14 protein-coding genes, 3 tRNA genes and 3 rRNA genes are annotated in these 18200 nt (G+C 50.6%); 13 read left to right on the top strand and 7 right to left on the bottom strand.

The window, feature by feature from the left end; translation table 11 throughout:
* Positions 1–6 precede the first annotated feature (6 nt).
* Genes metQ through metN form a run of 3 tightly spaced genes read right to left on the bottom strand, consistent with a single transcriptional unit; the run spans position 7 to position 2539 of the window.
* On the bottom strand, positions 7–822 hold the full coding sequence (metQ, locus tag ACMYSL_RS23360) for a methionine ABC transporter substrate-binding lipoprotein MetQ (RefSeq protein WP_110272444.1): 816 nt from the start codon (positions 820–822) through the stop codon (positions 7–9).
* Positions 823–861: 39 nt separating this feature from the next.
* Positions 862–1515 (bottom strand): methionine ABC transporter permease MetI, encoded by a 654-nt coding sequence (locus tag ACMYSL_RS23355; RefSeq protein WP_110272443.1) that lies wholly within the window; start codon positions 1513–1515, stop codon positions 862–864.
* Complete coding sequence (gene metN, locus ACMYSL_RS23350; RefSeq protein WP_182236466.1) at positions 1508–2539, bottom strand: methionine ABC transporter ATP-binding protein MetN; 1032 nt, start codon at positions 2537–2539, stop codon at positions 1508–1510. Before metN ends, ACMYSL_RS23355 begins: the two co-directional genes overlap by 8 nt.
* A gap of 188 nt (positions 2540–2727) precedes the next feature.
* Here metN and gmhB point away from each other — a divergent pair, with 188 nt between their 5' ends.
* The 8 genes from gmhB (at position 2728) to dkgB (ending at position 9926) form a co-directional block, all read left to right on the top strand.
* Positions 2728–3294, top strand: a complete 567-nt coding sequence (gene gmhB, locus ACMYSL_RS23345; protein ID WP_434660060.1) for a D-glycero-beta-D-manno-heptose 1,7-bisphosphate 7-phosphatase — start codon at positions 2728–2730, stop codon at positions 3292–3294.
* Positions 3295–3662: 368 nt separating this feature from the next.
* Positions 3663–5201: ribosomal RNA gene (locus tag ACMYSL_RS23340) — 16S ribosomal RNA — on the top strand.
* 71 nt (positions 5202–5272) lie between these two features.
* Positions 5273–5349: transfer RNA gene (locus tag ACMYSL_RS23335), tRNA-Ile, on the top strand.
* A gap of 109 nt (positions 5350–5458) precedes the next feature.
* Positions 5459–5534, top strand: a tRNA-Ala gene (locus ACMYSL_RS23330).
* Between the two features lie 206 nt (positions 5535–5740).
* Positions 5741–8645: ribosomal RNA gene (locus tag ACMYSL_RS23325) — 23S ribosomal RNA — on the top strand.
* Between the two features lie 65 nt (positions 8646–8710).
* A 5S ribosomal RNA gene (rrf, locus tag ACMYSL_RS23320) occupies positions 8711–8826 on the top strand.
* Together the 16S, 23S and 5S rRNA genes with 3 tRNA genes alongside form the textbook arrangement of a ribosomal RNA operon.
* Before the next feature lie 56 nt (positions 8827–8882).
* Positions 8883–8959, top strand: a tRNA-Asp gene (locus ACMYSL_RS23315).
* 163 nt (positions 8960–9122) lie between these two features.
* A complete protein-coding gene (gene dkgB / locus ACMYSL_RS23310; protein ID WP_434660059.1) occupies positions 9123–9926 on the top strand; it encodes a 2,5-didehydrogluconate reductase DkgB in 804 nt (267 codons plus the stop codon).
* A gap of 49 nt (positions 9927–9975) precedes the next feature.
* On the opposite strand, the gene yafC is transcribed toward dkgB, so the two are convergent.
* Positions 9976–10878, bottom strand: a complete 903-nt coding sequence (yafC, locus tag ACMYSL_RS23305) for a DNA-binding transcriptional regulator YafC (protein WP_304256353.1) — start codon at positions 10876–10878, stop codon at positions 9976–9978.
* A 104-nt stretch (positions 10879–10982) separates the two neighbouring features.
* Between yafC and ACMYSL_RS23300 the strand changes: the two genes are divergently transcribed.
* The 3 genes from ACMYSL_RS23300 to ACMYSL_RS23290 all read left to right on the top strand — a co-directional run bounded on the left by ACMYSL_RS23300 (position 10983) and on the right by ACMYSL_RS23290 (position 13929).
* Positions 10983–12173, top strand: coding sequence for an MFS transporter (locus tag ACMYSL_RS23300; RefSeq protein WP_434660058.1), 1191 nt, complete (start codon positions 10983–10985; stop codon positions 12171–12173).
* A gap of 103 nt (positions 12174–12276) precedes the next feature.
* The gene (locus ACMYSL_RS23295; protein WP_181486486.1) at positions 12277–13074 is read left to right on the top strand and encodes an endonuclease/exonuclease/phosphatase family protein; all 798 of its coding nucleotides are present in this window, start codon (positions 12277–12279) and stop codon (positions 13072–13074) included.
* Positions 13075–13158: 84 nt separating this feature from the next.
* Positions 13159–13929 carry a class I SAM-dependent methyltransferase gene (locus tag ACMYSL_RS23290; protein ID WP_304256357.1) on the top strand — a complete coding sequence of 257 codons (771 nt, stop codon included), beginning with the start codon at positions 13159–13161 and terminating at the stop codon, positions 13927–13929.
* Positions 13930–13984: 55 nt separating this feature from the next.
* On the opposite strand, the gene mltD is transcribed toward ACMYSL_RS23290, so the two are convergent.
* Together mltD and gloB are read right to left on the bottom strand one after the other, a co-directional pair.
* On the bottom strand, positions 13985–15352 hold the full coding sequence (gene mltD / locus ACMYSL_RS23285) for a murein transglycosylase D (protein WP_112213997.1): 1368 nt from the start codon (positions 15350–15352) through the stop codon (positions 13985–13987).
* Between the two features lie 71 nt (positions 15353–15423).
* A complete protein-coding gene (gene gloB / locus ACMYSL_RS23280) occupies positions 15424–16179 on the bottom strand; it encodes a hydroxyacylglutathione hydrolase (protein ID WP_434660057.1) in 756 nt (251 codons plus the stop codon).
* Between the two features lie 33 nt (positions 16180–16212).
* Between gloB and ACMYSL_RS23275 the strand changes: the two genes are divergently transcribed.
* On the top strand, positions 16213–16935 hold the full coding sequence (locus ACMYSL_RS23275; protein WP_182236480.1) for a class I SAM-dependent methyltransferase: 723 nt from the start codon (positions 16213–16215) through the stop codon (positions 16933–16935).
* On the opposite strand, the gene rnhA is transcribed toward ACMYSL_RS23275, so the two are convergent.
* Positions 16932–17399, bottom strand: a complete 468-nt coding sequence (gene rnhA, locus ACMYSL_RS23270; protein ID WP_182236483.1) for a ribonuclease HI — start codon at positions 17397–17399, stop codon at positions 16932–16934. The two genes, ACMYSL_RS23275 and rnhA, sit on opposite strands and share 4 nt — an antisense overlap.
* Positions 17400–17464: 65 nt before the next feature.
* Between rnhA and dnaQ the strand changes: the two genes are divergently transcribed.
* Entirely contained in the window at positions 17465–18196 is a 732-nt protein-coding gene (gene dnaQ, locus ACMYSL_RS23265; protein WP_434660056.1) for a DNA polymerase III subunit epsilon, read from the top strand.
* Positions 18197–18200: the final 4 nt, after the last annotated feature.

The raw sequence follows: 18200 nt of genomic DNA, 5'->3' as shown, positions 1-18200 counted from the left end.
AAAAGATTACCAGCCTTTCACTGCGCCGCCGTTAAAGATTTTGTTAGCCGCTTCGTAAACTTCGTCACTTTGGTAGGCTTGAACAAATTTCTTAACATTTTCCGCATCTTTGTTGTCTTCACGAGCAACAATCAGGTTCACGTATGGAGAATCTTTACCTTCCACAAAAATACCGTCTTTTGCTGGCGTCAGACCAATCTGGCTGGCGTAGGTGGTATTGATAACCGCCAGGGCGATCTGTGCATCATCCAGAGAACGTGGAAGCTGTGGTGCTTCCAACTCAACAATTTTCAGGTTTTTCGGGTTTTCAATAACATCCAGAGAGGTCGGCAGCAGACCCACACCTTCTTTCAGTTTGATCAGACCAACTTGCTGCAACAGCAGCAGTGAGCGACCAAGGTTTGTCGGATCGTTAGGGATTGCGACCTGAGAACCCGGTTGCAACTCGTCCAGTGATTTGATTTTTTTCGAATAACCGGCAATGGGGTAGACGAAAGAGTTACCCACGGAAACCAGTTTGTAGCCACGGTCTTTAATCTGCTGATCAAGATAAGGTTTATGCTGGAAGGCGTTAACATCGATATCGCCTTTGCTCAGCGCTTCGTTCGGCAGAACGTAGTCGTTGAAGGTTACCAGCTCAACATCAAGGCCGTATTTTTCTTTTGCTACTTTCTGCGCGACTTCAGCAACCTGCTGTTCCGCACCGACGATAACGCCGACTTTAATATGATTTGGATCTTTTTCATCCTGACCGCAACCCACCAGAGCCAGAGAACCGATTAACGCACCGACAGCCGCAAAGGTTTTGAAATTAAAGGCCATGTTATTTCCTTCCTGTAAGATTCTGTATTGTGTGTAATGTTATTTGTGAGTCACAGCCCGGACGATACGATCGCCAGAGAATTGAATTAAATAAACCAGAATAACCAGTAATACCAGTACGGTATTCATCACGGTTGCATTGTAGCCGATATAGCCATACTGGTAGCCAATCTGCCCCAGGCCACCGGCACCCACAGCACCGCCCATCGCGGAATAGCCAACCAGGGTAATTAGCGTGATAGTTGCCGCATTCACCAGACCCGGCAGCGCTTCCGGCAGCAGGACTTTACGCACGATCTGCATCGGTGTTGCGCCCATAGCGCGTGATGCTTCGATAAGACCGGTCGGAATCTCCAATAGGGCGTTTTCCACCATACGAGCGATAAAGGGTGCGGCACCAACTGTCAACGGGACGATTGCTGCCTGCAGACCAATCGACGTCCCGACAATAATACGAGTGAATGGAATCATCCATACCAGCAAGATGATAAAAGGAATTGAGCGGAAGATGTTAACCACCGCAGACAGCGTACGGTACAGCTTCGCGTTAGCCGCAATTTGCCCTGGACGGGTGACATACAGCAGTACGCCGACCGGTAAGCCGAGAACAAAACCGAAGAAGCCGGAGACAAACGTCATGGCCAGCGTTTCCCATACGCCGCGAACCAGCAGCCAGATCATTGGTTCAGACATATCCCAGTACCTCTACTTTTACATGATGTTCCTGCAGCCAGGCGATTGCGGCCTGGGTATCTTCCTGTGTGCCGTGCATTTCGGTCAGCATAATGCCGAATTTCACACCGCCAGCGTAATCCATCTGCGCGCTAATAATGTTGTTGTTCACATTAAAGCGACGAGCGGTTTCAGAGAGAAGCGGGGCATCAACGGAATGACCAGTGAACTCCATGCGCAGCATCGGTACGCTATCAGGAAGAGCCTCAGGTTTCAGGCGAGCCTGATAATCATCCGGGATATCCAGATGCAGCGTTGATTGAATAAACTGCTGCGCCAGCGGCGTTTTGGGATGAGAGAAGACTTCGCTCACCGTATCCTGTTCAATCAGCTGACCGTTGCTGATAACAGCAACGCAGTCACAGATGCGTTTGACCACATCCATTTCATGAGTGATAAGCAGAATCGTCAGGCCCAGGCGACGATTGATATCTTTCAGCAACTCCAGAATCGAACGAGTGGTCGCTGGATCCAGGGCGCTGGTGGCTTCATCGCAGAGCAGAACCTTCGGGTTGCTGGCTAACGCGCGCGCAATGGCGACGCGCTGCTTTTGCCCGCCTGAGAGGTTCGCCGGGTAGCTATCGTGTTTGTCTTCCAGCCCAACGAGAGCAAGCAGCTCGGTAACCCGGCGCTTAATTTCATCTTTAGGCGTATTGTCGAGCTCCAGAGGCAGGGCAACGTTGCCGAACACGGTACGCGAGGCAAGCAGGTTAAAGTGCTGGAAGATCATGCCAATCTGACGGCGAGCGCGGGTCAGCTCTTTTTCGGAAAGCGCCGTTAGCTCCTGGCCATCAACTTGCACGCTGCCTTCAGTAGGGCGTTCAAGCAAGTTAACACAGCGGATCAAGGTACTTTTACCCGCGCCAGAAGCGCCGATGACGCCATAAATCTGACCAGCAGGCACATGCAGGCTGACATCGTTCAGCGCCTGTATGCTGCGGTTCCCTTGTTGGAACACTTTGGTGATATTCGAAAGTTTAATCATCAGTTATTTATTATCGTTTAGCCGTTTGCCGTGGCATTTTCTTCTGCCGTGTCCAGGCGATGCCTGTCAATGAAATGGATGTTAAGGCATCCAGACGTCTAAATCAATCTGACTCTGTATAATGAGCACTTTCTTGCGTCTGGAAACATGCGATACTAATCAGACTAGCCTTTATCAGGAGCAAACCGGTGGCAAAGTCAGTACCCGCAATTTTTCTTGACCGTGATGGCACAATTAATGTTGATCACGGATACGTGCACGAAATCGACAACTTTGAATTTATTGATGGCGTCATTGACGCAATGCGTCAATTAAAGGAGATGGGTTATGCGCTGGTGGTGGTGACCAATCAGTCCGGCATTGCCCGCGGTAAATTTACTGAAGATCAGTTTGAAACGCTGACTGAGTGGATGGACTGGTCGTTGGCTGACCGTGGCGTTGATCTGGATGGTATCTATTATTGTCCGCATCACCCGCAGGGTACTGTAGAAGAATTTCGTCAGACCTGTGACTGCCGCAAGCCGCATCCTGGAATGTTTATCTCGGCGCGCGACTATCTGCATATAGATATGGCTGCTTCATATATGGTAGGCGATAAAGTAGAAGATATGCAGGCGGCTTTGGCTGCAGATATTGGGACAAAAGTATTAGTTCGTACTGGCAAGCCAGTCACTCCGGAAGCGGAAAATGCCGCGGATTGGGTGCTTAATAGCCTGGCGGACCTGCCTGATGCCATCAAAAAGCAGCAAAAGTAAACGTTACGTATAAAAGTTGAGCGGTTGAAATAAAATTGTATTTTTCCGCTTGTCACCGCCGAAGAACTCCCTATAATGCGCTCCCACTGACACGGCAGATGTGAATCACTTCACACAAACAGCCGGGTCGGTTGAAGAGAAAACCTGAAAATAAGAGGTTGACTCTGAAAGAGGAAAGCGTAATATACGCCACCTCGCAACGGTGAGCGAAAGCCGCGTTGCACTGCTCTTTAACAATTTATCAGACAATCTGTGTGGGCACTCAAAGTGACATGGATTCTTAACGTCGCAAGACGAAAAATGAATACCAAGTCTCTGAGTGAACATACGTAATTCATTACGAAGTTTAATTCACGAGCATCAAACTTAAATTGAAGAGTTTGATCATGGCTCAGATTGAACGCTGGCGGCAGGCCTAACACATGCAAGTCGAGCGGTAGCACAGAGAGCTTGCTCTCGGGTGACGAGCGGCGGACGGGTGAGTAATGTCTGGGAAACTGCCTGATGGAGGGGGATAACTACTGGAAACGGTAGCTAATACCGCATAACGTCGCAAGACCAAAGTGGGGGACCTTCGGGCCTCATGCCATCAGATGTGCCCAGATGGGATTAGCTTGTTGGTGAGGTAACGGCTCACCAAGGCGACGATCCCTAGCTGGTCTGAGAGGATGACCAGCCACACTGGAACTGAGACACGGTCCAGACTCCTACGGGAGGCAGCAGTGGGGAATATTGCACAATGGGCGCAAGCCTGATGCAGCCATGCCGCGTGTATGAAGAAGGCCTTCGGGTTGTAAAGTACTTTCAGCGAGGAGGAAGGCATTGAGGTTAATAACCTTAGTGATTGACGTTACTCGCAGAAGAAGCACCGGCTAACTCCGTGCCAGCAGCCGCGGTAATACGGAGGGTGCAAGCGTTAATCGGAATTACTGGGCGTAAAGCGCACGCAGGCGGTCTGTCAAGTCGGATGTGAAATCCCCGGGCTCAACCTGGGAACTGCATTCGAAACTGGCAGGCTAGAGTCTTGTAGAGGGGGTAGAATTCCAGGTGTAGCGGTGAAATGCGTAGAGATCTGGAGGAATACCGGTGGCGAAGGCGGCCCCCTGGACAAAGACTGACGCTCAGGTGCGAAAGCGTGGGGAGCAAACAGGATTAGATACCCTGGTAGTCCACGCTGTAAACGATGTCGACTTGGAGGTTGTTCCCTTGAGGAGTGGCTTCCGGAGCTAACGCGTTAAGTCGACCGCCTGGGGAGTACGGCCGCAAGGTTAAAACTCAAATGAATTGACGGGGGCCCGCACAAGCGGTGGAGCATGTGGTTTAATTCGATGCAACGCGAAGAACCTTACCTACTCTTGACATCCAGAGAACTTAGCAGAGATGCTTTGGTGCCTTCGGGAACTCTGAGACAGGTGCTGCATGGCTGTCGTCAGCTCGTGTTGTGAAATGTTGGGTTAAGTCCCGCAACGAGCGCAACCCTTATCCTTTGTTGCCAGCGGTCCGGCCGGGAACTCAAAGGAGACTGCCAGTGATAAACTGGAGGAAGGTGGGGATGACGTCAAGTCATCATGGCCCTTACGAGTAGGGCTACACACGTGCTACAATGGCATATACAAAGAGAAGCGACCTCGCGAGAGCAAGCGGACCTCATAAAGTATGTCGTAGTCCGGATCGGAGTCTGCAACTCGACTCCGTGAAGTCGGAATCGCTAGTAATCGTGGATCAGAATGCCACGGTGAATACGTTCCCGGGCCTTGTACACACCGCCCGTCACACCATGGGAGTGGGTTGCAAAAGAAGTAGGTAGCTTAACCTTCGGGAGGGCGCTTACCACTTTGTGATTCATGACTGGGGTGAAGTCGTAACAAGGTAACCGTAGGGGAACCTGCGGTTGGATCACCTCCTTACCTTAAAGAACCTGCCTTTGTAGTGTCCACACAGATTGTCTGATGAAAAATTAGCAGTAAAAAATCTCTGCAGGCTTGTAGCTCAGGTGGTTAGAGCGCACCCCTGATAAGGGTGAGGTCGGTGGTTCAAGTCCACTCAGGCCTACCAAATTTGCCCTGATACTGTGTTGTGAAACGACTCGCATACGTCAGTATGCTTCGTCATTCCACGCCTTGTCTCAGGACAAATTATCGGTACAGAGATAAGTTTTTACGATGGGGTTATAGCTCAGCTGGGAGAGCGCCTGCCTTGCACGCAGGAGGTCTGCGGTTCGATCCCGCATAGCTCCACCATCCTTTTACTGCAAAAAACAAGAAAACTTCAGAGTGTACCTGAAAAGGTGCACTGCGAAGTTTTGCTCTTTAAAAATCTGGATCAAGCTGAAAATTGAAACGACACGCTGCGTCTGTTCTCCGTAATAAGAACAGCATGACGGTGTGTTCGAGTCTCTCAAATTTTTGCAGCACGAAGTGTTTTACGAAACATCTTCGGGTTGTGAGGTTAAGCGACTAAGCGTACACGGTGGATGCCCTGGCAGTCAGAGGCGATGAAGGACGTGCTAATCTGCGATAAGCGTCGGTAAGGTGATATGAACCGTTATAACCGACGATTTCCGAATGGGGAAACCCAGTGTGATCCGTCACACTATCGTTAAGTGAATACATAGCTTAACGAAGCGAACCGGGGGAACTGAAACATCTAAGTACCCCGAGGAAAAGAAATCAACCGAGATTCCCCCAGTAGCGGCGAGCGAACGGGGAGGAGCCCAGAGTCTGAATCAGTTTGTGTGTTAGTGGAAGCGTCTGGAAAGTCGCAGGGTACAGGGTGATACTCCCGTACACAAAAACACACAGGCTGTGAACTCGAAGAGTAGGGCGGGACACGTGGTATCCTGTCTGAATATGGGGGACCATCCTCCAAGGCTAAATACTCCTGACTGACCGATAGTGAACCAGTACCGTGAGGGAAAGGCGAAAAGAACCCCGGCGAGGGGAGTGAAACAGAACCTGAAACCGTGTACGTACAAGCAGTAGGAGCCCACTTGTTGGGTGACTGCGTACCTTTGTATAATGGGTCAGCGACTTATATTCTGTAGCAAGGTTAACCGTATAGGGGAGCCGCAGGGAAACCGAGTCTTAACTGGGCGTTAAGTTGCAGGGTATAGACCCGAAACCCGGTGATCTAGCCATGGGCAGGTTGAAGGTTGGGTAACACTAACTGGAGGACCGAACCGACTAATGTTGAAAAATTAGCGGATGACTTGTGGCTGGGGGTGAAAGGCCAATCAAACCGGGAGATAGCTGGTTCTCCCCGAAAGCTATTTAGGTAGCGCCTCGTGAACTCATCTTCGGGGGTAGAGCACTGTTTCGGCTAGGGGGTCATCCCGACTTACCAACCCGATGCAAACTACGAATACCGAAGAATGTTATCACGGGAGACACACGGCGGGTGCTAACGTCCGTCGTGAAGAGGGAAACAACCCAGACCGCCAGCTAAGGTCCCAAAGTCATGGTTAAGTGGGAAACGATGTGGGAAGGCACAGACAGCCAGGATGTTGGCTTAGAAGCAGCCATCATTTAAAGAAAGCGTAATAGCTCACTGGTCGAGTCGGCCTGCGCGGAAGATGTAACGGGGCTAAACCATGCACCGAAGCTGCGGCAGCGACGCTTATGCGTTGTTGGGTAGGGGAGCGTTCTGTAAGCCGTTGAAGGTGGCCTGTGAGGGTTGCTGGAGGTATCAGAAGTGCGAATGCTGACATAAGTAACGATAAAGCGGGTGAAAAGCCCGCTCGCCGGAAGACCAAGGGTTCCTGTCCAACGTTAATCGGGGCAGGGTGAGTCGACCCCTAAGGCGAGGCCGAAAGGCGTAGTCGATGGGAAACAGGTTAATATTCCTGTACTCGGTGTTACTGCGAAGGGGGACGGAGAAGGCTATGTTAGCCGGGCGACGGTTGTCCCGGTTTAAGCATGTAGGCGGATGTTCCAGGTAAATCCGGAACGTTATTCAACGCTGAGGTGTGATGACGAGGCACTACGGTGCTGAAGTAACAAATGCCCTGCTTCCAGGAAAAGCCTCTAAGCATCAGGTAACATCAAATCGTACCCCAAACCGACACAGGTGGTCAGGTAGAGAATACCAAGGCGCTTGAGAGAACTCGGGTGAAGGAACTAGGCAAAATGGTGCCGTAACTTCGGGAGAAGGCACGCTGATGGTAGGTGAAGTGACTTGCTCATGGAGCTGAAATCAGTCGAAGATACCAGCTGGCTGCAACTGTTTATTAAAAACACAGCACTGTGCAAACACGAAAGTGGACGTATACGGTGTGACGCCTGCCCGGTGCCGGAAGGTTAATTGATGGGGTTATCCGTAAGGAGAAGCTCTTGATCGAAGCCCCGGTAAACGGCGGCCGTAACTATAACGGTCCTAAGGTAGCGAAATTCCTTGTCGGGTAAGTTCCGACCTGCACGAATGGCGTAATGATGGCCAGGCTGTCTCCACCCGAGACTCAGTGAAATTGAACTCGCTGTGAAGATGCAGTGTACCCGCGGCAAGACGGAAAGACCCCGTGAACCTTTACTATAGCTTGACACTGAACACTGGTCCTTGATGTGTAGGATAGGTGGGAGGCTTTGAAGTGTGGACGCCAGTCTGCATGGAGCCATCCTTGAAATACCACCCTTTAATGGCTGGTGTTCTAACGTGGACCCGTAATCCGGGTTGCGGACAGTGTCTGGTGGGTAGTTTGACTGGGGCGGTCTCCTCCTAAAGAGTAACGGAGGAGCACGAAGGTTAGCTAATCCTGGTCGGACATCAGGAGGTTAGTGCAATGGCATAAGCTAGCTTGACTGCGAGCGTGACGGCGCGAGCAGGTGCGAAAGCAGGTCATAGTGATCCGGTGGTTCTGAATGGAAGGGCCATCGCTCAACGGATAAAAGGTACTCCGGGGATAACAGGCTGATACCGCCCAAGAGTTCATATCGACGGCGGTGTTTGGCACCTCGATGTCGGCTCATCACATCCTGGGGCTGAAGTAGGTCCCAAGGGTATGGCTGTTCGCCATTTAAAGTGGTACGCGAGCTGGGTTTAGAACGTCGTGAGACAGTTCGGTCCCTATCTGCCGTGGGCGCTGGAGAATTGAGGGGGGCTGCTCCTAGTACGAGAGGACCGGAGTGGACGCATCACTGGTGTTCGGGTTGTCATGCCAATGGCATTGCCCGGTAGCTAAATGCGGAAGAGATAAGTGCTGAAAGCATCTAAGCACGAAACTTGCCCCGAGATGAGTTCTCCCTGACTCCTTGAGAGTCCTGAAGGAACGTTGAAGACGACGACGTTGATAGGCCGGGTGTGTAAGCGTAGCGATACGTTGAGCTAACCGGTACTAATGAACCGTGAGGCTTAACCTTACAACGCCGAAGATGTTTTGGCGGATTTGAGAGAATTTCAGCTTGATACAGATAAACAGAATTTGCCTGGCGGCGACAGCGCGGTGGTCCCACCTGACCCCATGCCGAACTCAGAAGTGAAACGCCGTAGCGCCGATGGTAGTGTGGGGTCTCCCCATGTGAGAGTAGGGAACTGCCAGGCATCAAATTAGCAAGTGAAACCGGGGCATTAAACCGGTGGTTGTAAAGAAATTCGGTGGAGCGGTAGTTCAGTCGGTTAGAATACCTGCCTGTCACGCAGGGGGTCGCGGGTTCGAGTCCCGTCCGTTCCGCCACTTATTAAAAGCCCTGAGCATTTGCTCAGGGCTTTTTCTTTTCTTGTCGTTTAATTATTGCTGATTTAGCAAAAATCCTCTGCATATAGCGATCTTTTTCCCGCTCCTTTCATTCGCCATAATTGTCCTCGTTAACCGATATTGATAAATAAAGAGGAAAATCATGACAATCCCTGCATTTGGTCTTGGCACCTTCCGCCTTAAAGATGATGTGGTAATCGCTTCTGTAAAAACGGCGCTGGAGCTGGGCTATCGCGCCATTGATACCGCACAAATCTATGATAACGAAGCGGCTGTAGGTCAGGCCATTGCTGAAAGTGGCATCGCGCGTGATGAGCTGTTCATCACCACCAAGATCTGGATTGAAAACCTGGGTAAAGACAAGCTGATCGCCAGCCTGAAAGAGAGTTTGCAGAAGCTTCGTACCGACTATGTCGACCTGACGCTGATCCATTGGCCGTCACCGAATGATGCTGTTGCAGTCGAAGAGTTTATGGCCGCCCTACTGGAAGCGAAGAAAGAGGGGCTGACCTGTCAGATTGGTATCTCTAACTTCACTATCCCGCTGATGGAGCGTGCAATTGCTACTGTCGGTGCGGAGAATATCGCGACCAACCAGGTCGAACTGTCTCCGTACCTGCAGAACCGTAAAGTGGTCGATTGGGCGCGTGAGCACGGTATCCATATCACTTCTTATATGACGCTGGCCTACGGTAAAGCTCTGAAAGATGAAGTGATTGCCCGTATCGCCGCTAAACATAATGCGACCCCGGCTCAGGTCATCCTGGCATGGGCGATGGGCGAAGGTTATGCGGTTATCCCATCTTCCACCAAGCGTGAAAACCTGGCGAGCAACCTGAAAGCGCTGGATCTGAAGCTGGATGATGAAGATCGTCAAGCGATCGCTGCGCTGGATTGCAACGACCGCCTGGTAAGCCCGGAAGGCCTGGCGCCGAAGTGGGATTAATCCACGGCCTCCGGCACGGCGGTTTACGCCGCTGCCGGAAGACAGTCTCTTACAGCTCCTTCGGGAGCTGTTTGACGTGCTCACTAAGAAAATCAATAAATGCCCTGATGCGCGTGCTTACGGCCCTGTCGCTGTAGTACACCGCGCTGAATGGCATCTCGACCGGCAGGCGTTTGTCGGCAAGCAATTCAACAAACTCCCCGCTGGCAATCTCTTTATCCACCATATAATCCGACAGGCAAGCGATGCCGTTACCTGCGAGGCAAAGTTGTTTGAGTGTTTCTCCACTGTTAGACGATATTTCACATTCAACCTCCAGCAGTTGGCCATCACAGCAGGAAACGGGCCATGTATTCAATGACAAGGGTTCGCTAAAACCCAGGCACTGGTGATTTTTTAAATCGGCTACGTTTTGCGGTGTACCGAAACAAGCAAGATACTCCGGTGAGGCGATAATTTTGCGGTAGCTATTAAACAACGGTCTGGCGCGCAAACTGGAGTCAGTCAGGGTACCCGCGCGGATGGCAACATCAACTTTACGCTCAATCAGATTTATAAACGTTTCTGAGGAGACCAAAGCAAGACTCATCTCCGGGTAGCGTTCGCGAAAAGGTTTTATCAAAGGCATTAGAAAATGCAGCATCACTGGTGTTGCGGCATCAACACGTAATAATCCTCTTGGCGTCGTCCGACTTTCCAGAAGCTCATTCTCAGCCGCTGCCATTTCCTGAAGCACCACCTGTACACGGCGAAAATAACGCTCCCCCTCTTCGGTCAAACTTAGTTGACGAGTGGTACGGTTAAGCAGGCTAACACCGAGTTTTGACTCCAGCTTTTTCACGGCCCGGCTCACGGCAGAGTTGGCTTGTCCTAACTGTTCAGCCGCGCGACTGAAGCTACCACTCTCTACTACGGCGACAAAGATGGCGATTTCTTCTGAGGTAGCTCTCATTATTGCACCTGTGGCAAAATTCTATTGATATTTTGACTATTTTTGTTATTAAAACATCTCTTCATACTACGTGTCATCTTAATCCTGATGATACGGAGTAAATTATGCCACTGGCGCTACTTGCCTTGACGATCGGTGCCTTTGCTATCGGCACGACTGAATTTGTAATTGTAGGTCTGGTACCTGCAATTGCTGAACAGCTGTCTATCTCATTGCCCTCTGCGGGTTTGCTGGTTTCTATCTACGCGTTAGGCGTGGCGATTGGGGCCCCGGTACTCACCGCATTGACCGGTCGTATGCCGCGTAAGCAGCTACTACTGGCATTGATGGTACTGTTCACCGCTGGTAATCTTTTGGCATGGCAGGCACCAGGCTATGAAACTCTCGTTCTGGCCCGCCTTTTGACAGGTCTGGCACACGGCGTATTCTTCTCGATAGGTTCGACAATTGCCACCAGCCTGGTGCCAAAAGAGAAAGCAGCTTCGGCGATTGCAATTATGTTTGGTGGTCTGACTGTTGCTTTGGTGACCGGTGTTCCGCTAGGCACTTTTATTGGCCAACATTTTGGCTGGCGTGAGACATTCCTGGCGGTATCGATCCTTGGAGCAATAGCGTTAGTTAGCAGCCTGATTCTGGTACCGAATAATATCCCTGGCCGCGTCAGCGCTGGCCTACGTAATCAACTTAAGGTCCTGACTCATCCACGTTTACTGATTATTTATGCTATTACTGCACTTGGTTATGGTGGCGTATTTACCGCTTTTACCTTCCTGGCACCGATGATGCAAGATCTGGCCGGTTTTAGCCCATCAGCAGTGAGTTGGATTTTATTGGGGTATGGTGTTTCGGTCGCAATTGGTAACGTGTGGGGCGGTAAACTGGCAGATAAACATGGCGCCGTTGTAGCGCTGAAGTTTATCTTTGCTGCCCTGGTTGTTCTGCTGTTGGTATTTCAGTTCACGGCAAGTATTCACTATGCCGCGTTAGCGACGATACTGGTGATGGGTATTTTTGCTTTCGGTAATGTTCCTGGTCTACAGGTGTACGTAGTCCAAAAAGCGGAGCAATATACTCCCGATGCGGTTGATGTCGCCTCCGGCTTGAACATTGCAGCATTCAATATTGGTATTGCGTTAGGTTCCGTAATTGGTGGACAGACGGTGGAACATTATGGTTTGGCTCAGACGCCCTGGATTGGCGCGCTGATTGTGCTGGTTGCGTTGTTATTGGTGGTTATTAGCGGTCGGTTCGATAAGCCTCAGCGCTGTGCTACGGGCCTTTCCGTAGAAGGATAACGGTTTCTGGCAAATTGCATTGAAAGTGTATACAAAAATCCCTATAACAGAAGGACCAGCCGCAGTCGGGCTGGTTTCCTGTTATCGAGGTTTGATGCCTAAATTGCGAAAGAATACCTATGCCATGCGCTATGTCGCCGGACAACCCGCGGAGAGAATTTTACCTCCGGGGTCGTTTGCAGGCATTACTCCGGCTTTCCCTTCTGGGGTGCCGTTAAGCTCGGATGAAAAAATCCGCGTACTGGTGTGGAATATCTTCAAACAGCAGCGCGCCGAGTGGAAATCCGTTCTTAATAATTTCGGCAAAGATGCCCACCTGGTGCTGTTACAGGAAGCGCAAACCACGCCTGAGTTAGTAAAATTTGCTACGTCCAATTATCTGGCCGCCGATCAGGTGCCGGCGCTGGTACTGCCTCAGCATCCTTCTGGCGTGATGACGTTAGCCTCTGCTCATCCGATATACTGCTGCCCTCTGCGTGAACGCGAGCCGATCCTGCGGTTGGCGAAGTCAGCGCTAGTGACAGTGTATCCGTTACCAGATGCCCGTTTGCTGATGGTGGTGAATATTCACGCGGTCAATTTCAGCCTTGGCGTCGATGTCTACAGCAAGCAGCTGTTGCCGATAGGCGATCAGATAGCCCATCACAGCGGACCGGTGATTATGGCGGGTGATTTCAACGCCTGGAGCCGTCCGCGAATGAACGCTTTGTACCGCTTTGCGCGGGAAATGTCGCTGCGTGAAGTCCGCTTCTCTGACGATCAGCGCCGTCGCGCTTTTGGTCGTCCGCTTGATTTTGTGTTCTATCGAGGCTTGAGCGTACACGACGCTTCCGTATTGGTGACGCGCGCCTCCGACCACAACCCTCTACTAGTTGAATTCAGTCCCGGCAAGCCTGATTAATTAAGGTATGTCAGGCCTGCCATGGGGCAGGCCTGCGCAAGTATGGTTCTGCCTTTATTACTCAAACAACCGAAGGACAAAGCAATGACAACACGCTCTCATCACGACAATGTCGAAAAACAGTTTGGCTCGCAGGCTAGCGCTTATCTGACTAGTGCTGTACACGCATCCGGGCGCGATCTGCAACGTCTGGCAGAAAGGTTAGCCGATTTTCCGCAGGCTCACGTGCTGGACATGGGATGTGGCGCCGGTCATGCCAGTTTTGCAGCTGCAGGACAGGTTGCACAGGTGGTGGCGTATGATTTATCCAGCCAGATGCTGGAGGTTGTAGCTCAGGCCGCTTCGGATAAAGGGTTTGTTAATATTGCGACTCAGCAGGGTTATGCCGAATCACTGCCTTTCGCTGATGCCAGTTTTGATGTGGTGATTAGCCGCTATTCTGCACATCATTGGCATGATGTCGGTCAGGCATTACGCGAAGTCAAGCGGGTGCTGAAACCGGGAGGAGCCGTAATTATCATGGACGTCATGTCGCCAGGGCATCCGGTTCGTGATGTTTGGCTGCAGACCGTTGAGGCTTTGCGCGATACTTCTCATGTTCGCAATTACTCAAGCGGTGAATGGCTGGCAATGGCGAATGAGGCGGGATTAGTGACGAATAATTTGCTGACCGATCGCTTGCCGCTGGAATTCGGCTCATGGGTTGCCCGGATGCGGACACCAGCGCCTTTGGTGGAGGCTATTCGCCTGTATCAGGAGAGCGCATCGGCAGAGGTTAAGGCTTACTTTGCACTGGAGCTGGATGGATCTTTTACCAGCGATACAATTATGTTTGAGGCTCATAAAGCGATCTAGAGCAGACAAAACAAAAGGCACCACATGGGTGCCTTTTAAAATGAATCCTGGGCTATCAGGATTCAGGTCTGTCGCTGTTTTTCACAAACAGAGTTAACTGATCGCCAGGTTTCAGGTTGCCGGTATCGTTATTCCAGCGCATCACATCGCGAATGTTCACGCCATGGCGTTTTGCAATACTCGATAGCGAGTCGCCTTTGCGCACGCGATAAGTGATGCTATCGCTATTGTTTGCCAGACGCTCTGCACTGCTACCTGCACCGATTACGAGACTCTGACCCACTTTCAGGTTTGATCCGCGAATACCATTCCATTGCTGCAGATCTCTCGTTGATACACCGAGTCGAGATGCTATACCGGAGATAGTATCTCCAGAACGCACTTTGTAACTACGACTGGTCAACGGTCTGTTGTCCGCAAGCTGAGTCGGCTGCACGGCAGCAATGTCACCGGAAGCCAAAGACTCACGCAATTGAGCTGCATGTTTCTGCGGCACCAATACATAGTTAGGCCCATTAGCGCCCAGGGTCGAACCCTTAACACCTGCGTTGAACGTCTTCAGCTTACTAACCGGCATTCCTGCCATATCGGCTAGCTGTGAAATCTCAACCGGGTTGTCGAGGCGTACACGTGCCAGCGCTCGGCTTTCGTCTGCTGTGGGCAGTTTTACGCCATACTGCTTGCTGTTCTTGAGAATATCACTCAAAGCCAGCATTTTAGGTACGTAGATTTTGGTTTCCTGAGGTAATGAGAGTGACCAAAAATCTGTGGGTTTTCCACGTGATTTGTTGGCTTTAATTGCCTTCATTACCCGGCCTTCGCCGCTGTTATATGCTGCGACAGTTAACAACCAGTCGCCGTCGAACATTTTGTTCAGACGTTGCATCATATTCAGCGCTGCAGTTGTTGAGGCGACGATATCACGACGCGCATCATAACTGCGGGTTTGCTTCAGACCATAATTGCGCCCGGTGCTCGGAATGATCTGCCAAATACCTGCGGCATTGGCACCAGACGTTGCATGCGGGTCAAAAGCGCTCTCCACTATGGGTAGTAATACCAGTTCCATAGGCATGTTACGTTTCTTAACTTGCCCGGCTATCCAGTACATATACGGCTCTGCCCGTAAAGTTACATCGTGGAGATAGCTCTTATTTCTCAAATATTTCTGTTTTTGTTCGCGAATCCGGACATTTTCCGGAATTCCCATCTTCAGCTCGTCGCCAATGGAAGCCCACAGATCCTGGTCTTGCGCGTAGAAGGTTCCATCATCTAACCAGCGCGCTTGACTTGTGAACTTACCTGCTTCCCCTTGACTCGCTGCAGAAAGGCTCTGTGCGTGCTGTTGAACGGTGCCATCGTGTTTAGACGCCTGGCACCCTACCAGCAGGACAGAGACGAGTAAAATCGCTCGTGCCTTCATGTGTGTGTCAATAGTTGCTTAAAAGACGAGCAAGAATAACGGTGAAGTCGACCGAAGACAAGAATTAAATATCAGAAGACGTCTTTCTTTGACCTTAACCATGCAAATCTCTCAATAGAGTGTTGCAAATTTGTTTCTTTGGAAATTTCTTTAATTAAATCATCATCATCTGTGCGTAAAAATAAATTTATACGACGCTCATTTTTCAGAATTACGGGCAGTGTATTTTGTTTTTTTGCACGTAACTCATTAACTTTGTGGTAGTAATCATTTATATCCCTATCCAGGGGCAGGATGCTTAATGCAAACTTCATGTTTGCTAAAGTGTACTCATGTGCGCAACATATTAACGTTTCATCCGGAAGAGCGCTGATCTTCATAAATGATTGATACATCTGCTCTGGTGTGCCTTCAAATAACCTACCGCAGCCACCTGAAAACATAGTGTCGCCGCAGAACAGATAAGGTTTCATGAAGAAACAGATGTGTCCTAAAGTGTGACCCGGAGTGGCGAAAATAGAAAATTCACGCTCTAAAACGGAGATGCTATCGCCATCAGCCACAAGGTGAGTGGTTCCCTTATCCAGGGTTTCTGCCGGCCCGTAAACCACGATTGTAGGAAATTTCTCGCGAAGTTGTTTTACTCCGCCAACGTGATCGTGGTGGTGGTGAGTCAATAGAATAGCTTCTGGTTGCCAGTGGTTCTGTTCTATTGCGGTCAACACGGGGGCCGCTTCGCCAGGATCGACTATCAGACAGCGTCCACTATCCTCAGCAAGAACCCAGATGTAGTTGTCCTGAAATGCGGGAATACTGATAAGATTCATAAATTACCTCTCAAAGCATAGCGGAAGGTTGTGATGAAGCCGGCAAGGATACCTCATACAGTGGCAGCGCCCGAGCATTGGTCCAGCATGCCGTGGGGTGAATACTATCGCGAATCACTAGAACGGCAGATGAAACCGTGGCTGGCTAAATTATATGGTTTTCATTTACTTAAAATTGGCAATCTGAGCGCGGAAATCAATACCGAATCCTGCGCTATTTCTCATCAGGTGAATGTTTCTTTGCAGGGTAACCCGATACAGGTGAAAGCCGACCCATTGTATTTACCTTTTGCCGAGAAATCAGTTGATGCCTGTTTACTGGCTCATACTTTGCCATGGTGTAGCGATCCGCACCGCCTGCTGCGGGAGGCGGACAGGGTGCTGATTGATGATGGCTGGATTATTTTAACCAGTTTCAATCCAATGAGTCTGATGGGGTTACGTAAGCTAGTACCCGTGTTACGCAATAAGACCCCGTATAACAGCCGGATGTTTACGTTGACGCGCCAGCTAGATTGGCTGGCGTTGCTGAACTTTGAAGTGCTCCACTGTGGTCGCTATCAGGTGCTACCCTGGTCCCGTCATGGGGGGAAAATGCTTAGTACGCATTTACCCGCTCTGGGCTGCTTACAGCTGATTATTGCTCGTAAACGCACCATACCCTTGACGCTAAACCCGATGAAATCGGGTAAAGCAAAAAACCGGATACGGCAGGCTGTCGGCGCCACACGACAGTGGCGCAAAGGGCAGAATTAACTTTCTGCCTTATAACCGGTATCGTCCTGGGTGGGGTTAGAGGCTGCTGCGCGTGCCAGTTCGTCGCAGCGTTCATTTTCCGGATGGCCGGCATGGCCTTTGACCCATTCCCATTTTATCTTGTGTTGGCCCAGCGCTGTGTCCAGTCGCTGCCAGAGATCGACGTTTTTGACTGGTTTTTTGTCCGCGGTTTTCCAGCCGCGTTTTTTCCAGTTATGGATCCACTGAGTAATCCCCTGGCGAACATACTGGCTGTCGGTGCTGAGAATCACTTCGCACTGTTCTTTCAGCGCTTCCAGAGCGACAATTGCCGCCATCATCTCCATGCGGTTATTAGTCGTAAGATTAAAACCTTCGCTAAAGGTTTTCTCTTTCCCCCGATAGCGTAAAATTGCACCGTAACCGCCTGGGCCTGGATTTCCCAGACAAGAGCCATCGGTGAAAATTTCTACCTGTTTGAGCATCTCTGGTAGACTTCCTGTAATTGAAATCGATACGTAAAACGGTAAGTCTGACATAAATGACCGCTATGAGCACTGCAATTACACGACAGATTGTTCTCGATACTGAAACCACCGGTATGAACCAACTCGGTGTTCATTATGAAGGGCACAAGATAATCGAGATCGGCGCGGTGGAGGTGATTAACCGCCGCCTGACCGGGAATAACTTCCACGTCTATTTAAAACCAGATCGGCTGGTGGACCCTGAAGCATTTGGTGTTCACGGTATTGCTGATGAATTCCTGATGGATAAGCCAGTGTTTGCTGATGTTGCCGATGAGTTTATGGATTACATCCGCGGTGCGGAACTGGTCATCCATAACGCATCGTTCGATATCGGCTTTATGGACTATGAGTTTGGCAAGCTTAAGCGTGGAATTCCGAAAACCGATACGTTTTGTAAGGTCACCGATAGCCTGGCCCTGGCGCGTAGAATGTTCCCGGGCAAGCGTAATAGCCTTGATGCACTTTGCTCGCGTTATGAAATAGACAACAGTAAGCGAACGCTGCACGGGGCGTTGCTCGATGCCCAGATTCTGGCTGACGTTTATCTGATGATGACCGGTGGCCAGACAACAATGGCTTTCTCGATGGAAGGGGAAGGGCAGCAGCAGGCCGGAGAAATAGGAATACAGCGCGTTGTTCGGGCTGCCAGTAAATTACGTGTGCTTTATGCATCGGACGAAGAGCTGATGAACCATGAATCGCGGCTCGATCTGGTACAAAAGAAAGGCGGGAGCTGCCTGTGGCGGGCCTGAATTG

It is taken from the genome of Klebsiella sp. MISC125, from assembly GCF_051131775.1.
In the GTDB taxonomy this organism is placed as follows: Bacteria; Pseudomonadota; Gammaproteobacteria; order Enterobacterales; family Enterobacteriaceae; genus Klebsiella.
This window is presented reverse-complemented; position numbering and strand designations above follow the sequence as displayed.

Excerpts from the sequence above, each read along its gene's own strand:
- metQ (WP_110272444.1), bottom strand. The coding sequence starts at position 822 with ATGGCCTTTAATTTCAAAACCTTTGCGGCTGTCGGTGCGTTAATCGGT.
- ACMYSL_RS23355 (WP_110272443.1), bottom strand. The coding sequence starts at position 1,515 with ATGTCTGAACCAATGATCTGGCTGCTGGTTCGCGGCGTATGGGAAACG.
- metN (WP_182236466.1), bottom strand. The coding sequence starts at position 2,539 with ATGATTAAACTTTCGAATATCACCAAAGTGTTCCAACAAGGGAACCGC.
- dkgB (WP_434660059.1), top strand. The coding sequence starts at position 9,123 with ATGACAATCCCTGCATTTGGTCTTGGCACCTTCCGCCTTAAAGATGAT.
- yafC (WP_304256353.1), bottom strand. The coding sequence starts at position 10,878 with ATGAGAGCTACCTCAGAAGAAATCGCCATCTTTGTCGCCGTAGTAGAG.
- ACMYSL_RS23300 (WP_434660058.1), top strand. The coding sequence starts at position 10,983 with ATGCCACTGGCGCTACTTGCCTTGACGATCGGTGCCTTTGCTATCGGC.
- ACMYSL_RS23290 (WP_304256357.1), top strand. The coding sequence starts at position 13,159 with ATGACAACACGCTCTCATCACGACAATGTCGAAAAACAGTTTGGCTCG.
- mltD (WP_112213997.1), bottom strand. The coding sequence starts at position 15,352 with ATGAAGGCACGAGCGATTTTACTCGTCTCTGTCCTGCTGGTAGGGTGC.
- gloB (WP_434660057.1), bottom strand. The coding sequence starts at position 16,179 with ATGAATCTTATCAGTATTCCCGCATTTCAGGACAACTACATCTGGGTT.
- ACMYSL_RS23275 (WP_182236480.1), top strand. The coding sequence starts at position 16,213 with ATGAAGCCGGCAAGGATACCTCATACAGTGGCAGCGCCCGAGCATTGG.
- rnhA (WP_182236483.1), bottom strand. The coding sequence starts at position 17,399 with ATGCTCAAACAGGTAGAAATTTTCACCGATGGCTCTTGTCTGGGAAAT.
- dnaQ (WP_434660056.1), top strand. The coding sequence starts at position 17,465 with ATGAGCACTGCAATTACACGACAGATTGTTCTCGATACTGAAACCACC.